General features: G+C 61.6%; 16 protein-coding genes. 14 read left to right on the top strand and 2 right to left on the bottom strand.

What is annotated here, in order from left to right; genetic code table 11:
• Window positions 1–58 precede the first annotated feature (58 nt).
• The gene (locus NJU76_RS24685) at window positions 59–793 is read right to left on the bottom strand and encodes an SDR family NAD(P)-dependent oxidoreductase (RefSeq protein ID WP_254533059.1); all 735 of its coding nucleotides are present in this window, start codon (window positions 791–793) and stop codon (window positions 59–61) included.
• Window positions 794–940: 147 nt separating this feature from the next.
• Here NJU76_RS24685 and NJU76_RS24680 point away from each other — a divergent pair, with 147 nt between their 5' ends.
• Genes NJU76_RS24680 through NJU76_RS24670 form a run of 3 tightly spaced genes read left to right on the top strand, consistent with a single transcriptional unit; the run spans window position 941 to window position 3,493 of the window.
• The gene (locus NJU76_RS24680; RefSeq protein WP_254533058.1) at window positions 941–2,077 is read left to right on the top strand and encodes an NAD/NADP octopine/nopaline dehydrogenase family protein; all 1,137 of its coding nucleotides are present in this window, start codon (window positions 941–943) and stop codon (window positions 2,075–2,077) included.
• Window positions 2,074–3,042 (top strand): 3-hydroxyacyl-CoA dehydrogenase NAD-binding domain-containing protein, encoded by a 969-nt coding sequence (locus NJU76_RS24675; protein ID WP_254533057.1) that lies wholly within the window; start codon window positions 2,074–2,076, stop codon window positions 3,040–3,042. The genes NJU76_RS24680 and NJU76_RS24675 overlap by 4 nt, the downstream gene beginning before the upstream one ends.
• A complete protein-coding gene (locus NJU76_RS24670) occupies window positions 3,035–3,493 on the top strand; it encodes a VOC family protein (RefSeq protein ID WP_254533056.1) in 459 nt (152 codons plus the stop codon). Before NJU76_RS24675 ends, NJU76_RS24670 begins: the two co-directional genes overlap by 8 nt.
• 186 nt (window positions 3,494–3,679) lie before the next feature.
• On the opposite strand, the gene NJU76_RS24665 is transcribed toward NJU76_RS24670, so the two are convergent.
• Window positions 3,680–5,830 carry an acetate--CoA ligase family protein gene (locus NJU76_RS24665; RefSeq protein WP_254533055.1) on the bottom strand — a complete coding sequence of 717 codons (2,151 nt, stop codon included), beginning with the start codon at window positions 5,828–5,830 and terminating at the stop codon, window positions 3,680–3,682.
• Between the two features lie 171 nt (window positions 5,831–6,001).
• Between NJU76_RS24665 and NJU76_RS24660 the strand changes: the two genes are divergently transcribed.
• The 11 genes from NJU76_RS24660 to NJU76_RS24610 all read left to right on the top strand — a co-directional run bounded on the left by NJU76_RS24660 (window position 6,002) and on the right by NJU76_RS24610 (window position 17,238).
• Window positions 6,002–7,708, top strand: a complete 1,707-nt coding sequence (locus NJU76_RS24660; protein WP_254533054.1) for an acetate--CoA ligase — start codon at window positions 6,002–6,004, stop codon at window positions 7,706–7,708.
• A gap of 51 nt (window positions 7,709–7,759) precedes the next feature.
• A complete protein-coding gene (locus NJU76_RS24655) occupies window positions 7,760–8,884 on the top strand; it encodes a mandelate racemase/muconate lactonizing enzyme family protein (protein ID WP_254533053.1) in 1,125 nt (374 codons plus the stop codon).
• Between the two features lie 130 nt (window positions 8,885–9,014).
• Window positions 9,015–10,058, top strand: coding sequence for a Bug family tripartite tricarboxylate transporter substrate binding protein (locus NJU76_RS24650; protein ID WP_254533052.1), 1,044 nt, complete (start codon window positions 9,015–9,017; stop codon window positions 10,056–10,058).
• On the top strand, window positions 10,058–10,606 hold the full coding sequence (locus NJU76_RS24645) for a tripartite tricarboxylate transporter TctB family protein (RefSeq protein WP_254533051.1): 549 nt from the start codon (window positions 10,058–10,060) through the stop codon (window positions 10,604–10,606). Before NJU76_RS24650 ends, NJU76_RS24645 begins: the two co-directional genes overlap by 1 nt.
• Window positions 10,607–10,609: 3 nt before the next feature.
• Entirely contained in the window at window positions 10,610–12,097 is a 1,488-nt protein-coding gene (locus NJU76_RS24640) for a tripartite tricarboxylate transporter permease (protein ID WP_254533050.1), read from the top strand.
• 5 nt (window positions 12,098–12,102) lie between these two features.
• Window positions 12,103–13,335: a CaiB/BaiF CoA transferase family protein gene (locus tag NJU76_RS24635; RefSeq protein WP_254533049.1), complete on the top strand. Its 1,233-nt coding sequence runs from the start codon at window positions 12,103–12,105 to the stop codon at window positions 13,333–13,335.
• The gene (locus tag NJU76_RS24630; protein WP_254533048.1) at window positions 13,332–14,105 is read left to right on the top strand and encodes an enoyl-CoA hydratase/isomerase family protein; all 774 of its coding nucleotides are present in this window, start codon (window positions 13,332–13,334) and stop codon (window positions 14,103–14,105) included. Before NJU76_RS24635 ends, NJU76_RS24630 begins: the two co-directional genes overlap by 4 nt.
• A 72-nt stretch (window positions 14,106–14,177) precedes the next feature.
• Complete coding sequence (locus NJU76_RS24625; protein WP_254533047.1) at window positions 14,178–15,068, top strand: DUF6282 family protein; 891 nt, start codon at window positions 14,178–14,180, stop codon at window positions 15,066–15,068.
• A 139-nt stretch (window positions 15,069–15,207) separates the two neighbouring features.
• Window positions 15,208–15,798, top strand: a complete 591-nt coding sequence (locus NJU76_RS24620) for an SRPBCC family protein (RefSeq protein ID WP_254533046.1) — start codon at window positions 15,208–15,210, stop codon at window positions 15,796–15,798.
• Between the two features lie 55 nt (window positions 15,799–15,853).
• Complete coding sequence (locus NJU76_RS24615) at window positions 15,854–16,354, top strand: (2Fe-2S)-binding protein (protein ID WP_254533045.1); 501 nt, start codon at window positions 15,854–15,856, stop codon at window positions 16,352–16,354.
• On the top strand, window positions 16,354–17,238 hold the full coding sequence (locus NJU76_RS24610) for an FAD binding domain-containing protein (protein ID WP_254533044.1): 885 nt from the start codon (window positions 16,354–16,356) through the stop codon (window positions 17,236–17,238). Before NJU76_RS24615 ends, NJU76_RS24610 begins: the two co-directional genes overlap by 1 nt.
• Window positions 17,239–17,327: the final 89 nt, after the last annotated feature.

Here is a 17,327-nt window from a genome sequence, read left to right as displayed (position 1 = left end):
ACCGTATCAGTAGTGTCGTTTCATAGTGTAGCGTCGTCTCACAGAAAGGGAGAATAAATTACTCGAGGCTCAGTCCGGAGTCGACGGGGAGGACGGCACCGGTCGTCGTCGCGGCTCGATCCGAACAGAGGAAGAGACAGGCGTTCGCGATGTCCTGTGGCGTCGTCAATTGCTTGTAGGGTTGCTGGTCGAGGAGGTCCTGTCGTGCATCCGCCGAGAGCGTGTCGGGATCCCGGATGAATCCGGGCGAAACGACGTTCGCCCGGACGCCGTCCGGGCCGAGTTCGCGCGCGGCTTCCTGGACGAGCGCGATCAACCCCTGTTTGCTCGCGTCGTATGCGGCCAGGTTCGGGCTTCGCATGATCCCGTCACACGCCGAGACCGCGACGATCGATCCGTCGCCCTGGGCCGTAAATTCCGGCGCTGCCGCCTTGATAACGTTGAACGCGCCGGTGACGTTTGCATCGAGGTGACGTTGCCACTCCGCGGGTTTGGTGTCCTCGATGGAGCTGCGTGCGATCACGCCGACGGTGAAGACGAGACCGTCGACGTGACCGAGGGTGTCGAACGCCTCCGAGACGACCGACGCGGTCTCGTCGGGGACAGTGACGTCACACTGCCAGGCCTCGTGGTCGTCGCCATCGAGGTCTGCGAGCAGTTCTTCGGCTGCGTCGGTCGCACTGTTATACGTGAACCCGACGGTACCGCCGGCGTCAGCGACAGTGCGGGCGAGTGCGCTGCCTGAATCGGACGTCCCGGACACGATCAACAGCGTCTGATCTGCGCCTGTCATACGAGATGCCATGGCACGGACGCATGTCAAAGTGTGGAAACCGGTGTGATCGGCCTCGACCAGCACACAGCTTCCGATCGCACGTGTTGTGTGTGTGTGTTCTTACCCATCGTTTTACGTATGTGGACTTCCGACATAGGACTATCCATGGAAGCTGTAGCGGTGATCGGTGGAAGTAACGGCGGGTACGCCGCCGCCGCCGACTTCGCCAACCAGGGCTGTTCGGTACAGTGGTACGTACGATCCCCGGACAATCACACGGCTGTTCTCAAGTCGCAGTCGCTCACCCTCGCCGTATCCAATCGGTACGAGGGGCCGCGGCGCACGGCCGGCGAGCGAACGACCGTCTCGCTCGAGGACGTGACGACTGATCTCTCGCAGGCAGTATCAGGGGCAGAGGTGGTCGTCGTCCCGCTCCCGGCGACCGCACAGCGGGGGCTGTTTGAGGACCTCGCACCGATCCTCGAGGACGATCAGATCGTGTTGCTCTGTCCGGGTAATTTCGGTTCGTTTCTCCTCCGTGAGACGATCGATGGCCTCGCGGAGCGGCCGACGGGCGTCACCGTCGCGGAGACGCCGACGCTTCCCTACGTGACGCGCCGGTCCGGGGACGCAGAGGTGACGATCAATCTCGACGCTGTCACGCTCCCGATCGGTGCTTATCCGGGCGCCGAGACCGAGCGTGCTTTCGAGGCGGCCCGGCAGTTCTACGACGCGTCGATCCCTGCAGAGAACGCGTTCGATTGCGCGCTCAACGATAGTAACCCGTGTGTGAACGCCACGCCGACGGTGCTCAACGCAGGCGTCATCGAATGCGACGAGATCGGCCCGTTCAACATCCACCGTCATGGGATCGGCGACGGTGTCTACAACGCACTGATGGCGGTCGACGAGGAACGGGTCCGTATCCGCGAGGAACTCGGGTACGGCGCGCCGCACTTCACTCAGGACGAGTACTACCGTTCCGAGGAAGCTCCGGGCGGACACTTCTACGGCAGGAACGCCCGTGAGGCGCTGATGAGCGCCGACACGTTCAGCGAGGATCCGCCGTCGCTCGACGATCGGTATATCCACGAGGACGTCAGTATCGCCACGGTATTGCTCGCGTCCGTCGGCGACTTCCTCGAAGTGGAGACGCCGACGATCGACAGCATCGTCACCATCGCGGAACAGCTCATGGACGAGCCGTACCGTGAAACGGGACGGTCGCTCGAGCGACTCGGGCTTGCATCGCTCACTCGCGGCGAGTTCGAAGAGGTGCTCGAAGAGGGGGTATCAGCGTGAGCGCCGCGAACGATCCCGATGGCGGGCCGATCGCCGTCGTCGGGCCAGGCCGAATGGGAATCGGCATCGCGCAAGTGTTCGCCACGAACGGACGCCCGGTTCAGCTCCTCGATGTGAAAGAGCGCACGCAGTCGGAGTTCGAAGCCAAGGTTACGGACGTTCGCGAGACGATTCGGTCTAACCTCAAGTTCCTCGCGGCCTGTGACCATTTTCACGGGGAGATCGACGACGTCGTCAATCGAATCAGGGTAACGCGTGAGACGGCCGTCCTCGAGAACACCAAGTGGGTGTTCGAGGCGCTCCCGGAGGACCCCAAGGTCAAACGTGACTTCTTCGAATCCGCGGCCGGCGAACTCGAGGGATCGATCGTCGCGACGACGACGTCGTCAATCAGCATCGACGAACTGGCCGACGTAGTCCCGGCCTCGGATCGGTTGCTCATCACCCACTGGCTCAACCCGGCGTTTATCGTCCCGCTGGTGGAGGTCGCTCGGGCCGACCGCACCGACGACGACGCGGTTGAGGCCACCGTCGAGTTGCTCGAAGCGGTCGGCAAGGAGCCGGTGACGTGTCTGGATAGCCCTGGCTTCCTCGGCTCGCGGATACAGGCCGCCGCGATGAACGAGGCCGTACGGGCCCACGAGGACGGCGTCGCCACGCCCGAGGAGATCGACCGGGCGCTCCGGACTGGCGTCGGCTTTCGTATGGCCGCGATCGGTCTCATCGAGTTCATCGATCTGGGCGGGGTCGACATCCTCTACTACGTCAACGAGTACCTCTCGGAGGAACTCGGCGACCGCTTCGAGAACCCCGAGAGCGTCGTCGAAAAGATGGAGGCGAACGATCTCGGCCCAAAAACCGGTGCAGGCTACTACGACTACGGCGAGGATGTCGACGCCGACGAGTTGAAACGGGAGACCTACAGCCGCATGCTCGCCCTGCAGGAGGTACTCGAGAATGAGTGACCCCGAAGTTCTGATACTCGACATCGATCGCGTGCTCGTGGCGACTGACGACCTCGAGGAGAGCGCGAGCAGCTTCGAAAATCTCCTGGGCCTTTCGTTTGGCGCGACGGTCGACCCGCCAGGGGAGCCGGTCGCGAACAGGACCAGTCAGGTCGGCCTCGAGTTCGTCTCGGGCGAGAACGGCTCAGCCATCGAGTCGTTCCTCGGGACCAACGGCCCCGGCCTGTACGCGCTCTCGCTTGAGGTTGCCGACGCCGATGCGGCGCGTGAAGCCCTGGCCAAGCGAGGCGTCGAACCGATCGACGAGATGGCATTCGAGGGGTTCCGAGAGTTGTTTTACCACCCGTCGTCGTTCGAGGGCGTGCTCCTCGTACTCACGGAGTACGATCGTCCACATCCGGCTGAATCGGCGGCCGAGGCGGCAGGGTGGACCCAGGGCGAAGACGAGTAAGCGGTGTGAGTGCGGGACGAGGACCCGCGAGTAGGGTAGACGGGGGATGAAGACGAGTTGGCGGGTCGGAGATCGACTCCCAGAAACGAAAGACGAGAAGAGCGATCGTCGAACGAAGCGATCGGTGAGAAATCGATTTTCGCGTCCGAACGTGGCTCGCGGGTACCGCGTCGGTTGCGGCGAATCTCACAGAGAGATTCCTGCGTCGACGACCGACACGCCGTCCTCGTAACAGAAGACGGGGTTGAGGTCCAGTTCGGTGATTTCCTGGTTCTCGGCGACCAGCCGGGAGACGGCCACGAGCAGGTTGACGAGTGCGTCGACGTCGACGTCGAGGCGATCCCGGGCCCCTTCGAGCAGTTCCTTTCCGTCGATCTGCTCGATCATGCGACGTGCGTCGCGTTCGGTCAGCGGGACGGCCCCGAATGTGACGTCCTCGAGCACCTCGACGAAGATGCCTCCGAGCCCGAACATCACGACCGGGCCGACCTCCTCGTCCTGGGTCGCCCCGATTATTACTTCGACGCCCTCCTCGAGCATCGGCGAAACCAGGACGCCGTCGATAGTCGCCCCGGGATCGTACGCCTCGGCGTTTGCGAGGAGTTCTTCGTAGGTCGCCCGTACGTCTTCCACGCCGGAAACACCCAACGAGACACCGCCAGCCTCGGTCTTGTGCTGGATCTGTGGCGAGACGATCTTCATCGCCACGTCACCGTCGAACTCGCTCGCGGCCCGGACGGCGTCCTCGGCGGAGGTGACTAGCCGGTAGGAAGCGACGGGAATGTCGTAGTCCTCGAGCACCCCCTTTGCCTCGTCTTCGGTGAGGACCACGCCCTCGCTTGCCTCCTGGATCGCCTCGTGACCGCCGTCGTCCGAGTCGGTGGCGAAGTCGGATCGTTCGTCGGCTGTTTCGAGGAACTCGCTGTAATCTGCGAGTGCCTGGAACGCGAGCGACGCGTCCCTGAACGAGTCGTAGACCGGAACGCCGGCGTCGCGACAGATCGCGAGTGCCTCGGACTCCTCGGGCGTGAACGCGCTATTGACGATGACCGGCTTGTCGTACTCCGCGGGGAGTCGTGCGATGCGACGCGCCGACTCGATCTGTGCCTTCGCGGACGCCTCGTCCGTGGGGAGTTCGATCCCCGTGCCGCCGACGCCGTAGCCGCCGTAGGATCCACAGATCAACAGGCCGTCGATGTTCGGGTCAGAGAGGAGGATCTCGGCCGCGTCGTCGTGTACCGACGCCGTCTCTCCGGACACCATCGTGTCGATTGGGTTCTCGAGGTTCGGGGAGTACGGGAACAGTTCGGCGAGTTTGTCCTGCGTCTCCTCGGTCAGCTCGGGGACGGTCAACCCGTGCTCGACGAGGGAGTCGGCGGAGGTTGTCGCCACCCCGCCTGCTTCGGTCATGACTGCAATGTTGCGCCCGGAGAGGGCCGGCTGGCCCGTCAGCGCCTGTCCGACCGGGACGATGTCGTCGAAACTGTCGACGGTAACGATCCCGGCCTGGGAGTAGACGTCCTCGAGGACGGTCGCGTCTCCGGCCAGCGATGCCGTGTGGGACGCTGCGGATGATTTTCCAGCGCCGGTCCGGCCACCTTTCAGCACGATGAGCGGTTTTTCCTGGGAAAACCGCGCTGCTTCCTTCAGGAACGCTCGTCCCTCGGACATCCCCTCGACGTACAACACGAGCACGTCGGTCTCGTCGTCGGACGCGAAATAGGGCAGCAGTTCGTGGAACTTCAGGTCGGCCTCGTTGCCGATCGAGACGAAGTGGCTGAGGCCGGTGTTTCGTTCCGCGTTCGCCACGACGCCCAGGTACATCCCAAGGTTCCCGCTCTGAGAGACCATCGACAGCCCGCCCGGGGAGTAGCTCGCGTCGATGCCCAGGTAAACGTCCTCCGGGACGTTCACCATGCCCATGACGTTCGGGCCGAAGAACCGGATCCCGTGTTCCTCGGCGATCCGGACGAGTTCGTCTTCGGTCTCCTCGTTACCGACTTCGCTGAAGCCGGCCGAGAAGATCACTGCGCCCGCGGCGTCGGCACCGCCAGCGTCCTCGAGAATCTCGGGTACCGCGCCGGCGGGGGTGACGACGTACACCAGGTCGACCCGGTCGGGGATCGCCGACACCGAGGGGTAGACCTCTTTCCCGAGGATCTCGCCTTCGTAGGACGGGTTCACCGGGTAGACGTCCCCGTCGTAGTCGGATTCCTCCAGACGTTTGGTTGCGATGTATCCTCGCTTAGATTCGTCGGCGGATGCGCCGGCGATGGCGATCGATTGCGGGTCGAGAATACGTCCTATCCGGTCGGACGACTGATCGCGGCTTGCCATACGCCCTCAATTGCACCAATCCGTTAATATAGGTTGTGAATAGAACATCACACGATTCTTACATTACACTGTCCCGGAATCAGTTCGAGGACGGGACCGCTCCTGTTCGTTAGAAACCGGAAATCTTTATCCCCAGGTATCGAAACATACTCGCAATTGGGAACCAGACCCATGGGAGATAGAAGCGAACAGTTCGGATCGATATCGATAGATTGGGAATCGGAGCCAGTTCCCAATCTCGGACAGTACGACAGTTACGAACAAGCACAGGAGGAATTCGAGTGGGAGGTCCCGGAGACGTTCAACATCGCGACGGACGTCGTGACGCGACACGCGGACAAGCGCGGTCGAGTGGCGCTGTTTCAGCGCATCGAAGACGAGACGGAACACACGTACACGTTCTGGGAACTCGAGCGAGAGTCCAACCGGATCGCCAACGCGCTCAAGGAACGGGGGATCGAACGGGGCGACCGGGTTGCGATCATGAGCTCCCGGAGCGACCGAGTCATGCTCTCGCATCTGGCGGCGTGGAAGACAGGTGGGATTAGCGTCCCGCTTTCGGTACTGTACGGCGCCGACGCGCTGGAATTTCGCCTTGGCGACTGCGACCCCCGGGTCGTTTTCATCGACGGCGGGCTGACGGAGACGCTCGCGGAGGCACTCGCGGACGTCGAGAGCGTCGACTGCGTCGTGGGGATGGACGGCGAACCGGCCTCGATCGACGGGGTCGAGACGGTCGCGTTCTCGGATCTCGATGGCGAGCCCGACTACGACGCCGTCGAGACGGCCGCAGACGATCCCGCGTTCATCCTCTATACGAGCGGGACGACGGGGCGACCGAAGGGCGTCCTGCAGGACCACCAGTCACTGCTCGGCTGGTTGCCGAGCTTCCAGATGTGTTTCGAGTTGCCTTGGCACGATACGGATCCGTTTCTGTATGCGACGCCGGACCTGGCGTGGATCGGCGGTATCAATCTCGTTCTTGGATCGTGGCACTACGGGTTCCCCACGTTCTGCCACGACACTGCATCCGGATTCGACCCCGAGACTGTCTTCGAGAACATCGAACGGTACGGTCCGACACGCGCGGTTCTGGTACCTGGGATGCTCAAGCCGATGGCCGAACTCGACGCGTCGCAGTACGATCTCCGTTCGCTGGAGGTCGTTATGTCCGGCTCCGAGCCGGTCTCGAAACGGCTCCACGAATACGTCAATGAGACGCTTGGTGCCAATCTGAACGAAATGTACGGTCAGACCGAAGCGATGCACCTCGTGACGTCGTGTTCACAATGGATGGAGGCCGAGCCTGGCAGTCTCGGTTATCCGGCCCCCGGACACGACGTCCGGATCATCGACGAGGACGGAACGGAGTGTGACGTCGACGAGACCGGTATCGTGGGGCTCAGAAAGCCCGACCCTACCATGTTCGTCGAACTCTGGAACGACGAGGAAGCGACTAACCGGAAGTACATCGCCGATGGCAAGTGGATGAACACCGACGATCTCGGCTATCGCGACGAGAACGGCCAGCTCTGGTTCAAGTCACGCGCAGACGACCTCATCATCACCAATGGCTACCGCGTCGGGCCGGCCGAGGTCGAGGACTCGATCCGCGAACTCGACCTGGTCGCCGAGGTCGGCGTTATTGGCGTCGACGACGATCGCCGCGGCGAGATCGTCAAGGCATACGTCGAACTCACCGATGGTGTCGATGCTGTCGAGGGATTCGCCGACATGATCAGAACCCACGTCAGGGAGAACCTGGCGAAATACGAGTATCCTCGCGAGATCACGTTCGTCGACGAAGTTCCGACGACCGTGACCGGGAAGATCAAGCGATCGGAACTCGAGGAACTCGACGTCGAAGCCTCGTCGTGAGCAGTGGGTCGCCCAAATCGTGAAGTAGTCACGTTACGAACATGGATGACGATGGAAATTACGGCAATAGACACGCACGTACTGCGGAGTGGTGTTGGATCGACATCGATTCCGTCGATCGGCTCGGTCGAGGTTGGATCGGTGCTCGTGGAGATCCATACGGACGAGGGTATCACGGGAATCGGAGAATCATTTCACAGACAACGAGTCGAAGACAATATTGCGCTCACTCATGCTATCGAATCGCTCGAACAGTATCTCGTCGGGGAGGATCCGCTCGCGATTAACGAACACTGGTCCAACCTGTACGTTCACGTGAAGCGGTCGGGTGCATACAAGGCGCTCTCGGCCATCGACGAGGCGCTCTGGGATATATCGGGGAAACACGCTGGCGTTCCTCTCTACCAGTTGCTGGGTGGTGCTCACGGCGACCTGCATGCCTATGCCACCTTTCCGATCCAGAAGGAATCAGAAGCATTACTCGAGGACGCCCACTGGCTCGCCGAGAAAGGGTTCGACTGTCTCAAGATTACTGCGGGACTGGGCGTCGACCAGGACCGCGAACGGATCGAAGCGATTGCGCCGGAGTTGCCCACGGGGTTCGGGTTGGCGATCGACGCGAACACATCCTACGACTTCACCGACGCAGTCCGGCTCGCATCCTCGACCGAGGAGCACGAACTCGTCTGGTTCGAGGAACCGATCGCGCACACCGACATCGATGGCTACGCAGAATTTCGCCGTCGAACATCCGTTCCGGTCGCCGGGTTCCAGACGCACACGCCGCACTACTCGGCCGTCGATCTGCTCCGTGCGGGTTCGCTCGACATTTACCAGCCGTCGCTCGACCACTGTGGCGGTGTCACGAGCGCCCACCGGGTCGCAGTTCTCGCCGAGGCGTTCAACAAACAGATTGTGCCCCACGCCTTCGGGCCGGCGGTCAACTACGCGGCGAGCCTGCACGTGGCTGCCGCGAGCTCTGCCTGCTCGCTGATCGAGTTTTGTGTGCTGGACGACGAACTCGAGGATCCAGGTGAGTTCGTTGCGAGTCCGTACGCGGCCAATCAGGACGAACTTTCCGTCGCCGACGGTGGTCGAATCTCGCCGCCCGATCGACCCGGGATCGGCATCGAACTCGACAGGGACGCACTCGCGGAGTACCGCGTTGAATACTGACGCCGAATACTTGAATGCGTTTTTATCCGTGCGATCGATCCCGCAATACCTGACTGCACGGTCCATGGCATACGTGTATACATTCTGGAAAAAGTTTTATTGCATACTATGCATATATTCGGGACGAGCCATGCGAAATGTTAACAACAACGACTGTTGTGGCCAGGGGAACCGCATCGGACCGATTAGCCGCCGACGCGCACTGGCGGTAGGTGGAAGTACGCTGGTCGCGAGTATGGCCGGCTGCCTGGGTGGGGTCGATTCCGGTGGCGGCGAGTTCCCCAGCGAGACGATCCGGACGGTCATCGCGTTCGGGGAAGGCGGTGGGACCGACATCTACGCCCGGAAAATCTGGGGAAAGGTATCCGAACAGCGCGACGTAACAGTCGAGTTCGATAACGTCCCGGGCGCCGGTGGAATGACGGGTGCGAGCGAATTCGTGACGTCGGAACCGAACGGACACACGATTGCTCCGTTCAACGCTCCGGGAGACATCATTCCCTCGCTGATTCAGGACGTCAATTTCAGCTTCGAAAACTTCCGGGGCATCGCCGGTCACGCTGTGGAACCGTTTGTGATCGTCTCAAATCCCGACGAGGAAGTCGAAGACTTCGAAGACATGGCCTCCCGCTATCGGAACGGCGAGTTCAAGTCGTTCGCCGGCATGCAACCGGGGACGCAGTTCAATGTCGTGGCGACGATTCTCAAGGAAAATACCGAGTTCGATATCCCCTGGGAGAGCTACATTCCCTACGACGGCTCGGGGGGGATCGGCCAGGCCGTCGCCGGCGGCGAAGTTCCCGTCGGGATCATTACGGTTACAACGGCCGAAGAGATGTCCGATAGACTCGACATCGTCGTCGGTCTCGTCGACGAGGAAATCGCGGCATTCCCCGACGTGGACACCGTCGGCGACTTCGGATACCCAAGTCTCGATTACATCGGGAAGATTACCAGAGTGACGTACGCCCCACCGGAGACACCGGACGAACACGTCGAATGGCTTGATTCCGCCGCCGAGGAGGCGATCACGAGCGACGAACTCCAGAGCTGGGCCGACGAAGGCGGACTCCACCTCGAGTACATGGGTGGTCCGGACTACGTCGACCAGCTAACGAAAGATGCAATGGAAAATATCCGTAATGAGATCGACCTAGAACAGTTCCGAGACTGATGAGTACCGACAAATCCACCGACGCCGGAGTTGGTGTGACGTCCGAGCACGTGATGCTCGTCGTCATACTCGTGATCGCCTCGTACATGCTTGTCGAGTCGTTCCAGTTCGCCCAGAGCGCTGCGTTTTTCCCGCAATTCGCCGGTTCAGTCACCATCGTAGGGACAGTCCTGTTGTTGATTCGCGAGTATCTCCCGAGCCCACTGTACGAATACGTCGCCGAGTCGACGGACGTACTCAGTAGTTACAGCGACGAGACAGATTGGCTCGACGAGGACGCCACGGCAGCCGATACGGACAAGACCCGTGGCAGACCGATCACGGCTGCATCGTTTACCGTGGCCGCACTCGTGGCGTACGTGATCGGTGCGTACATCGTCGGGTTGCTCTGGGTAACCCCGATCTTCGTCCTCGGGTACACGTCGTGGTTTCGGCTCGAGTGGATCGCACGGATCGGCCTGTCGATCACTGGTTTCGTGATTACGTACGGATTCATGGTACTCTTGAACGTTGACCTTCACAAGGGGTTCCTGCTCGTCGTCGTCTGAACAATGCTCGATCAACTCGCTCACGCTGGAAGCATCGTTCTCTCGTGGCCGACGATACTGTGGCTCGTGGTCGGACTCCTCTTCGGGATCGTCGTCGGGGCGTTACCCGGGATCGGTCCGAACCTCGGGATGGCAGTCGTTCTGCCATTGACCGTGCCGCTTGATGGCATCACCGCAATTATCCTCCTGATAAGCATCTACAGTGGGGCGATGTATGGTGGGAGTATCGCGGCGATCCTCATCAACACGCCCGGCAACGCCGCGGCAGCGGCGACGACGTTCGACGGCTATCCGATGACCCGTCTCGGGAAAGCACGTAAGGCACTCGCCGTCTCTGCGACTGCCTCAGCGGTCGGTGGAACGCTGTCGATACTCACCGTCATTTTGCTCTCGCCCATACTGATCGAGCTGGTGCTGTTGTTCGGATCACCCGAGTACTTTCTCATCGCGATGTTCGGGCTTGTATTGATCACGGTCGTCACCCGCGGGTCGATGGTCAAAGGGATCACGGCCGGCGCGTTCGGGCTCTTGCTCACGACCGTCGGAATTCCCGTGATGACGTTCGAACAACGGTACACGTTCGGCCTTCTCGAGCTGCAGGACGGAATTTCCTTCGTCGTCGCTCTCATCGGTGTGTTCGCGATCGGGGAGATGATGCGTCTGGCTGCCGAACCGGGTAGCATCGCGGACGATGACGTTGAACTCACTGGCAGCATCGAATCGGGGTTCTGGGAAGTGCTCAAAAACCCCCTGACGACGATTCGATCGTCGTTCATCGGTCTCGGGATCGGAGCCGTCCCAGGATCGGGCGCTTCGGTCTCGAATTTTATCTCCTACGGTGAAGCCGTCAGAAGCGACGACGACGATAGTTACGGGAGCGGCAATCCCAAAGGAGTCATCGCGTCAGAAGCAGCCAACAACGGCACCGTCGCCGGATCGCTCATCCCAACGCTCTCGTTTGGCATTCCCGGTAGCGGATCGACCGCGATCCTGCTCGGCGGCCTTCTGATGCACGGAATCCGGCCGAGTCCCGAACTGTTCGGCGCGGAGCTGTATATCACCTATGCCACGTTTCTCGCGTTGATCGTCGGAAATGTCATCATCTTCGTGCTCGGGATGGTGTTCGTCACCCGAACCGGCCACTGGTTCACTCACATCAATACAGACTACATCATCCCGCTCGTGATCTGTTTCGCAGTTACCGGCTCCTTCGCCATCCGTAGCAACTGGCTCGATCTTGCGTTCGTGGTTGCGTTCGGCGTCCTCGGATACTACATGGTACAGCACAACTACTCAATCATCGCGTTTGTCCTCGGGATCGTCCTCGGACCGATCGTCGAGGAGAACCTCTACCGGACGATGGAACTAGGCGGCACCTCGGTCCTGCTCGACCGACCGCTATCGATTGTTCTCGTCGTCCTCATCGCGGCGGTTCTGTTCGGTCCGCTCGTTAAGAAACAGCTCAACCACAGTCGTACCGAACCTGTATAGGACACATGGAATCCAGAAAGCCACTCGACAACGTTACTGTCATCGATGTCTCAACCTACGTCAGCGCATCGTTCGGCACGTTGATTCTCGCGAACCTCGGTGCCGAGGTCATAAAAGTCGAACGTCCGGGAGACGGCGATCCGGCGCGATCAGCCGGTCCGCCGTTCATCGACGGCGAATCGCCGTACTTCATGACGGTAAACTACGGCAAGCGAAGCATCGAACTCGACTTGAAAAGTGACGAGGGACTGGCGATACTTGAAAATCTCGTTGCGGACGCTGACGTCTTCGTCGAGAACTTCCGTCCCGGGACCGCAGAACGGCTCAGGATCGACTACGAATCGCTCGCCGACATTAACGAGAAATTGCTGTACTGTTCGGTCTCGGCCTTCGGCGAAGACGGACCGTGGACGGACCGGTCGGGATACGACCTGCTTATGCAGGGACTGACTGGCGTCATGTCGGTCACCGGCGAACCCGACCGGCCACCGGTTAAAGCCGGTATCCCAATCTCGGATCTCATTACCGGGAACTGGGTCGCTCACGGCGTCCTCGCCGGACTCTACGAACGCGAGTACTCAGGCGAGGGAGACCGTATCGAACTCGCCATGTACGATGCCATGTTGCCGTATCTCACGAAACACGCCGGCGCAGTGTTCGCCGGGAACACGCCACAACGAATGGGAACGCGGGATCCCGTCATCGCGCCCTACCAGACGTTCGAGGCCGCCGACGGCTACCTCGCCGTCGCCATCGGTAGCCAGAAGCTCTGGGTCGAGTTCTGCGAGGCGATCGATCGTGAAGATCTCGCGACCGACCAGCGGTTCAAGACGAACCCGGATCGGGTCGAGCACATGGGCGAACTCGTCGCCGAACTCGAGGCGACGTTTCGAACCCGTCCCGTCGACGAGTGGGTGACGCTGTTGGCCGACGAACACGGCCTCCCTGTTGGCCCGATCAACGACGTCTCGGAGGCCCTCGTGAACGAGCACACCCGCGCCCGGAACCTGGTGACCGATCACGACCACCCCACTGCGAACGGGGTCCCAGTCGTCGAACACCCGTTACGCTTCGAGCAGGCCGAGAGCGGGTTCGAGAGCCATGCGCCGACGCTCGGCGAAGACACTATCGAATTACTCTGTGACCTCGGGTACGACGCCGAGGAGATCGAATCCTTCGCTGCAGCCGGCGTGATCGGCTTGGTCGAGTCGGCCGATCGAGGGGGTAAAGACCAATGATCGATCACGGCCCCTATCGACATCTGCAGGTTGAGGTCGACGACGGCGTCGCAACGGTGACCATCGATCGACCGGACGTCCTGAACGCCATGAACGTCGCGACTGTCCTCGACCTCGAACGGGCCTTCGCCGAACTGAATCTGCGCTCGGACGTCGAACTCGTCCTCGTCACCGGTGCCGGCGACCGGGCGTTCTCGAGCGGTGCGGACACGTCCGAGTACAGCAGTGACGATCGCCACTTCCACGAAACCCGCGCTCGGCATACCTACGAGATGGCGACGAGTGCCCGCACTATCCGGCCTCCGACGATTGCACAGATCGATGGCTACTGTCTCGGCGGTGGGCTAATACTCGCGATGTACTGTGACCTTCGAATCGCCGCCGAAACTGCCGAGTTCGGCGTTCCGACGACTCAGATTGGCCAGATTCCTGGCGGCGGCGCCACGTACCGGTTAGTCGAACTCGTGGGCGAGGCCGCCGCCAAGGAGCTCGTGCTGTCGGGCGAACGGATTGGCGCCGAGTGCGCGCGTTCGATCGGACTCGTCAACCGCGTCGCCATGCAGGAATCGATAGACGACGCCGTCGCTGATCTCGTTGCCTCGCTCCGGGACGGCGGCGCCAACGCTCTTGCGAAGGCAAAAGAAAGCATCAACGCGGCGGCCGACGAGATCGACCGCTCGACGTCGTTCGCCAACGAAACCGAGCGCTGGTGGGCACAGTACGACTCCGACGAACGCCGTCGACTCAGCGCCGAACGGGACGAGAAGTAATCGGAGCCACCGCCTGTCGGCAGTGGATTCGACGCAACCCAGGTTTAATATTCTCGAGTACTCACTCGTGGTATGACCGATCCGATCGACGTGACGGGACTGGTCGACCTGCACCTCCACTGTGGTCCATCGCCGTTCGACCGGCGGACCGACGGCTACGAGGCCGCTCTGGAAGCGGCACGAGCCGGAATGGACGCGATCGTCCTCAAGGAACACCATCTGCCGACCGTCTATGGCGTCGAATACATCGATCGTCTCCTTGAGCGGGAGGGATACGACATAGAGGTTGTCGGGAGTACCGTCCTCAACTACTGTAACGGCGGGTTCAACCCGTTCGCCGTCGAGGCGGCGATCGAGTACGGCGCGGGCGTGATCTGGGCTCCGACGATCGACGCGGCCCACCACGCGTCCCGGACCGGCGATCTCGGGGCGTTCCTCGGCGTCGACGCTGGGCCGGAGTACGACGACCGCGAAGGCGTGACGGCACTTGAAGACGGCGAGTTGCGCCGGGACGTCCGGCTCTGTCTCGACAAGGTCGTCGCCCACGACGTCGTCTTCTGTGTTGGACATCTCTCCTACGAGGAGACCCTCGCGATCGTCGAGTATCTTGCTGACGACGATCACGAGAGAGTCGTCGTCGATCATCCGAACTACCACGTGACGGACCTCTCGATCGAACAACAGCGGACCCTCGCTGATCTCGGCGCGTACATGAACTTCCCGTTTATGGGGCTGAGCCCGAAGTACCGGTGGATCTCGAGCGAGGAACTCTACGAGAACATCCGTGCACTCGGCATCGATCGGTGCGTGCTCTCGAGTGACGTTGGACAGCAGGTGAACCCGAGTTCTCCCGAGAGTATGCGCATTCTCGGTGAAACGCTCCGGGCCGAGGGGCTCTCGACAGCGGAGTTCCAGACGATGGCTGCGGAGAACCCGAAATCGTTGCTGGTCGACCGGGAGTGATGTCGGTAGAACGATCGGATCGCCTTCGGTCTGGTCGGCTCGAGCGTGCTGTCGGTACAAGGTTTTTTAGTGTGGTACTGTCTCTGTTAGTCCAGGGCAGAAACAATGACGAATGCGGAACCAGTACTGAAGTGATAACATGGAGTTTAATGGAGAATTCACTCTAGAAGGCGTAACGACCGAGGAGGTGTGGTTAGCGCTGTCCGATCCCGTGATGATCGAGAACGCGCTGCCGGGCTGTAAGTTCCTCATGCGCGTCGAGGGCGAGCCCGACTTCGACGAACTCGAGGCCGAGGCGACCGACGAGAATCCACCCACGCTGCCGGACGCGGACCCGGAAGTGGTCGCCGAACGAGCCTTCGTCGAGGGCGGGAAGTACGCGACGCTGATACAGCTGAGCGTCGGCAGTGTGAACCCGCGGTTCGAAACGGTGGTGACAATCGATCGCCGGGATTTCCCAGAGATGGATGCCTCCGCGGAGGGAAGCGCATCGAACAGTTCCTTCGAGATGGAGTCGGGCATGACGCTAGTCGAGACCGACGACGGCGCCACCGTCGAGTGGTGGGCGGAGACGGACGTCTTCGGTCGGGTTGCACAGCTCGGACAGCGTGTGATAAACCCCGTCGCGAAGCGGGTCATCAACCGGTTCTTCAATCGGATTGAGGACCAGCTCTCAGACGTTAGCGACGAGTCTTCCGGCCTGCGCGATCGGATCCGAGGGCTGATATGATCTCTCGGGAACCGATCGGGTTCGGAACACACGCTATCACAAAAGACAGCTACCAATGACGGAACACGACATCACGCTCACGGTCAACGGGACAGAATACGAACTGACGGTCGAGTCCCGAACGTTGCTCGTTCACGCGCTCCGTGACGAGCTCAACTACACGGGTCCGAATGTCGGGTGTGAAAGCAGCATGTGTGGCGCCTGTACGGTCCACCTCAACGGCGAGGCGATAAAGTCATGCACGATGTTCGCCGTACAGGCCGACGGGGCCGAGATCACGACGGTCGAGGCGCTTGCCGACCGGGACTCGTTGCACCCGATCCAGGAGAGCTTCTCGGAGGAGCACGGGCTCCAGTGTGGCTACTGTACACCCGGAATGATCATGACGACACAGGAGCTGCTCGAGCGAAACCCCGACCCGGACGAGGAGGAGATCCGCGAGGCACTTGAAGGGAACCTCTGTCGGTGTACCGGCTACCAGAATATCGTCAAGGCTGTCGAGTCGGCAGCCGAGAAGATGCGCGAGACGACGGCGACCGCCGAGGTGGACGACTGATGTATCCGCCCGAATTCGACTACTACCGGGCCGAAAGCGTCGATCACGCCCTCGAGCTGATCGCGGACAACCCCGAGGCGAAGATTCTCGCGGGCGGACACAGCCTGATCCCGATGATGAAATCGGGACTGTCCGATCCGGGCACGCTCGTCGACATCGGCGAGATCGACGAGCTGACCGGCATCGAGCGCGACGATGGGACGATCTCGATCGGCGCACTGACGAACTATGCGACGATCGCCGACGACGACGAGCTCTGGGACGAACGCACCGTCCTCGTCGAGGCAGCCCACGAGGTCGGTGACATCCAGGTCCGCAACCGCGGGACGATCGGCGGCAACATTGCCCACGGCGACCCGGCCTCGGACCTGCCTGCGGCGGTGCTGGCGGCCGATGCGACGATCGTCGTCCAGGGTCCCGGCGGGGAGCGGACGATCGACGCCGACGACTTCTTTGTTGGAATGTACGCGACGGCGATCGGCGACGACGAACTCCTGACCCGGATCGAGGTCCCACGTCGGCCCGAGGCTCACGGCGCCTACCTCAAGAAGCCGAGCCCATCGTCGGGCTACGCGCTGGTCGGCGTCGCTGTCTCCATGGAGACCGACGGCGACCGGATCGAGTCCGCCCGCGTCGCCGCAAACGGTGTCTTGGATCGTGGAGTCCGCCTCGAGCCGGTCGAGGCCGCCCTGGTCGGCGAAACCATCGAGGAGGACGTCTTCGAGGCGGCGGCCCAACGCGCCGACGAGGACATCGACGAGTTCATGATAATGGACGATATCCAGGCTTCGGCCGAGTTCCGCGCCCAGCTGCTTCGGGTGCACACCGAGCGGGCTCTAAACGAGGCCGCCGACCGAATCGACGCGCCGACGACGACAGTCTGAGACCGCCCGACTGTTCCGTTCTATCGAACGAAGTCAACGAGGTGTCTACGTCGGTTATCCACCGACGAATTGACAAGCGAGTAGCGTCA

The organism is Natrinema gelatinilyticum (assembly GCF_024266705.1).
Taxonomy (GTDB): domain Archaea; phylum Halobacteriota; class Halobacteria; order Halobacteriales; family Natrialbaceae; genus Natrinema; species Natrinema gelatinilyticum.
The sequence above is the reverse complement of the archived record's forward strand: the minus strand, read 5'-3'. Positions and strand labels throughout refer to the sequence as shown.

Coding starts and splice junctions, on each gene's coding strand:
- NJU76_RS24655 (WP_254533053.1), top strand. CDS start 7,760: ATGGAAATTACGGCAATAGACACGCACGTACTGCGGAGTGGTGTTGGA.
- NJU76_RS24640 (WP_254533050.1), top strand. CDS start 10,610: ATGCTCGATCAACTCGCTCACGCTGGAAGCATCGTTCTCTCGTGGCCG.
- NJU76_RS24665 (WP_254533055.1), bottom strand. CDS start 5,830: ATGGCAAGCCGCGATCAGTCGTCCGACCGGATAGGACGTATTCTCGAC.
- NJU76_RS24680 (WP_254533058.1), top strand. CDS start 941: ATGGAAGCTGTAGCGGTGATCGGTGGAAGTAACGGCGGGTACGCCGCC.
- NJU76_RS24660 (WP_254533054.1), top strand. CDS start 6,002: ATGGGAGATAGAAGCGAACAGTTCGGATCGATATCGATAGATTGGGAA.
- NJU76_RS24630 (WP_254533048.1), top strand. CDS start 13,332: ATGATCGATCACGGCCCCTATCGACATCTGCAGGTTGAGGTCGACGAC.
- NJU76_RS24635 (WP_254533049.1), top strand. CDS start 12,103: ATGGAATCCAGAAAGCCACTCGACAACGTTACTGTCATCGATGTCTCA.
- NJU76_RS24645 (WP_254533051.1), top strand. CDS start 10,058: ATGAGTACCGACAAATCCACCGACGCCGGAGTTGGTGTGACGTCCGAG.
- NJU76_RS24615 (WP_254533045.1), top strand. CDS start 15,854: ATGACGGAACACGACATCACGCTCACGGTCAACGGGACAGAATACGAA.
- NJU76_RS24620 (WP_254533046.1), top strand. CDS start 15,208: ATGGAGTTTAATGGAGAATTCACTCTAGAAGGCGTAACGACCGAGGAG.
- NJU76_RS24650 (WP_254533052.1), top strand. CDS start 9,015: ATGCGAAATGTTAACAACAACGACTGTTGTGGCCAGGGGAACCGCATC.
- NJU76_RS24625 (WP_254533047.1), top strand. CDS start 14,178: ATGACCGATCCGATCGACGTGACGGGACTGGTCGACCTGCACCTCCAC.
- NJU76_RS24610 (WP_254533044.1), top strand. CDS start 16,354: ATGTATCCGCCCGAATTCGACTACTACCGGGCCGAAAGCGTCGATCAC.
- NJU76_RS24670 (WP_254533056.1), top strand. CDS start 3,035: ATGAGTGACCCCGAAGTTCTGATACTCGACATCGATCGCGTGCTCGTG.
- NJU76_RS24685 (WP_254533059.1), bottom strand. CDS start 793: ATGACAGGCGCAGATCAGACGCTGTTGATCGTGTCCGGGACGTCCGAT.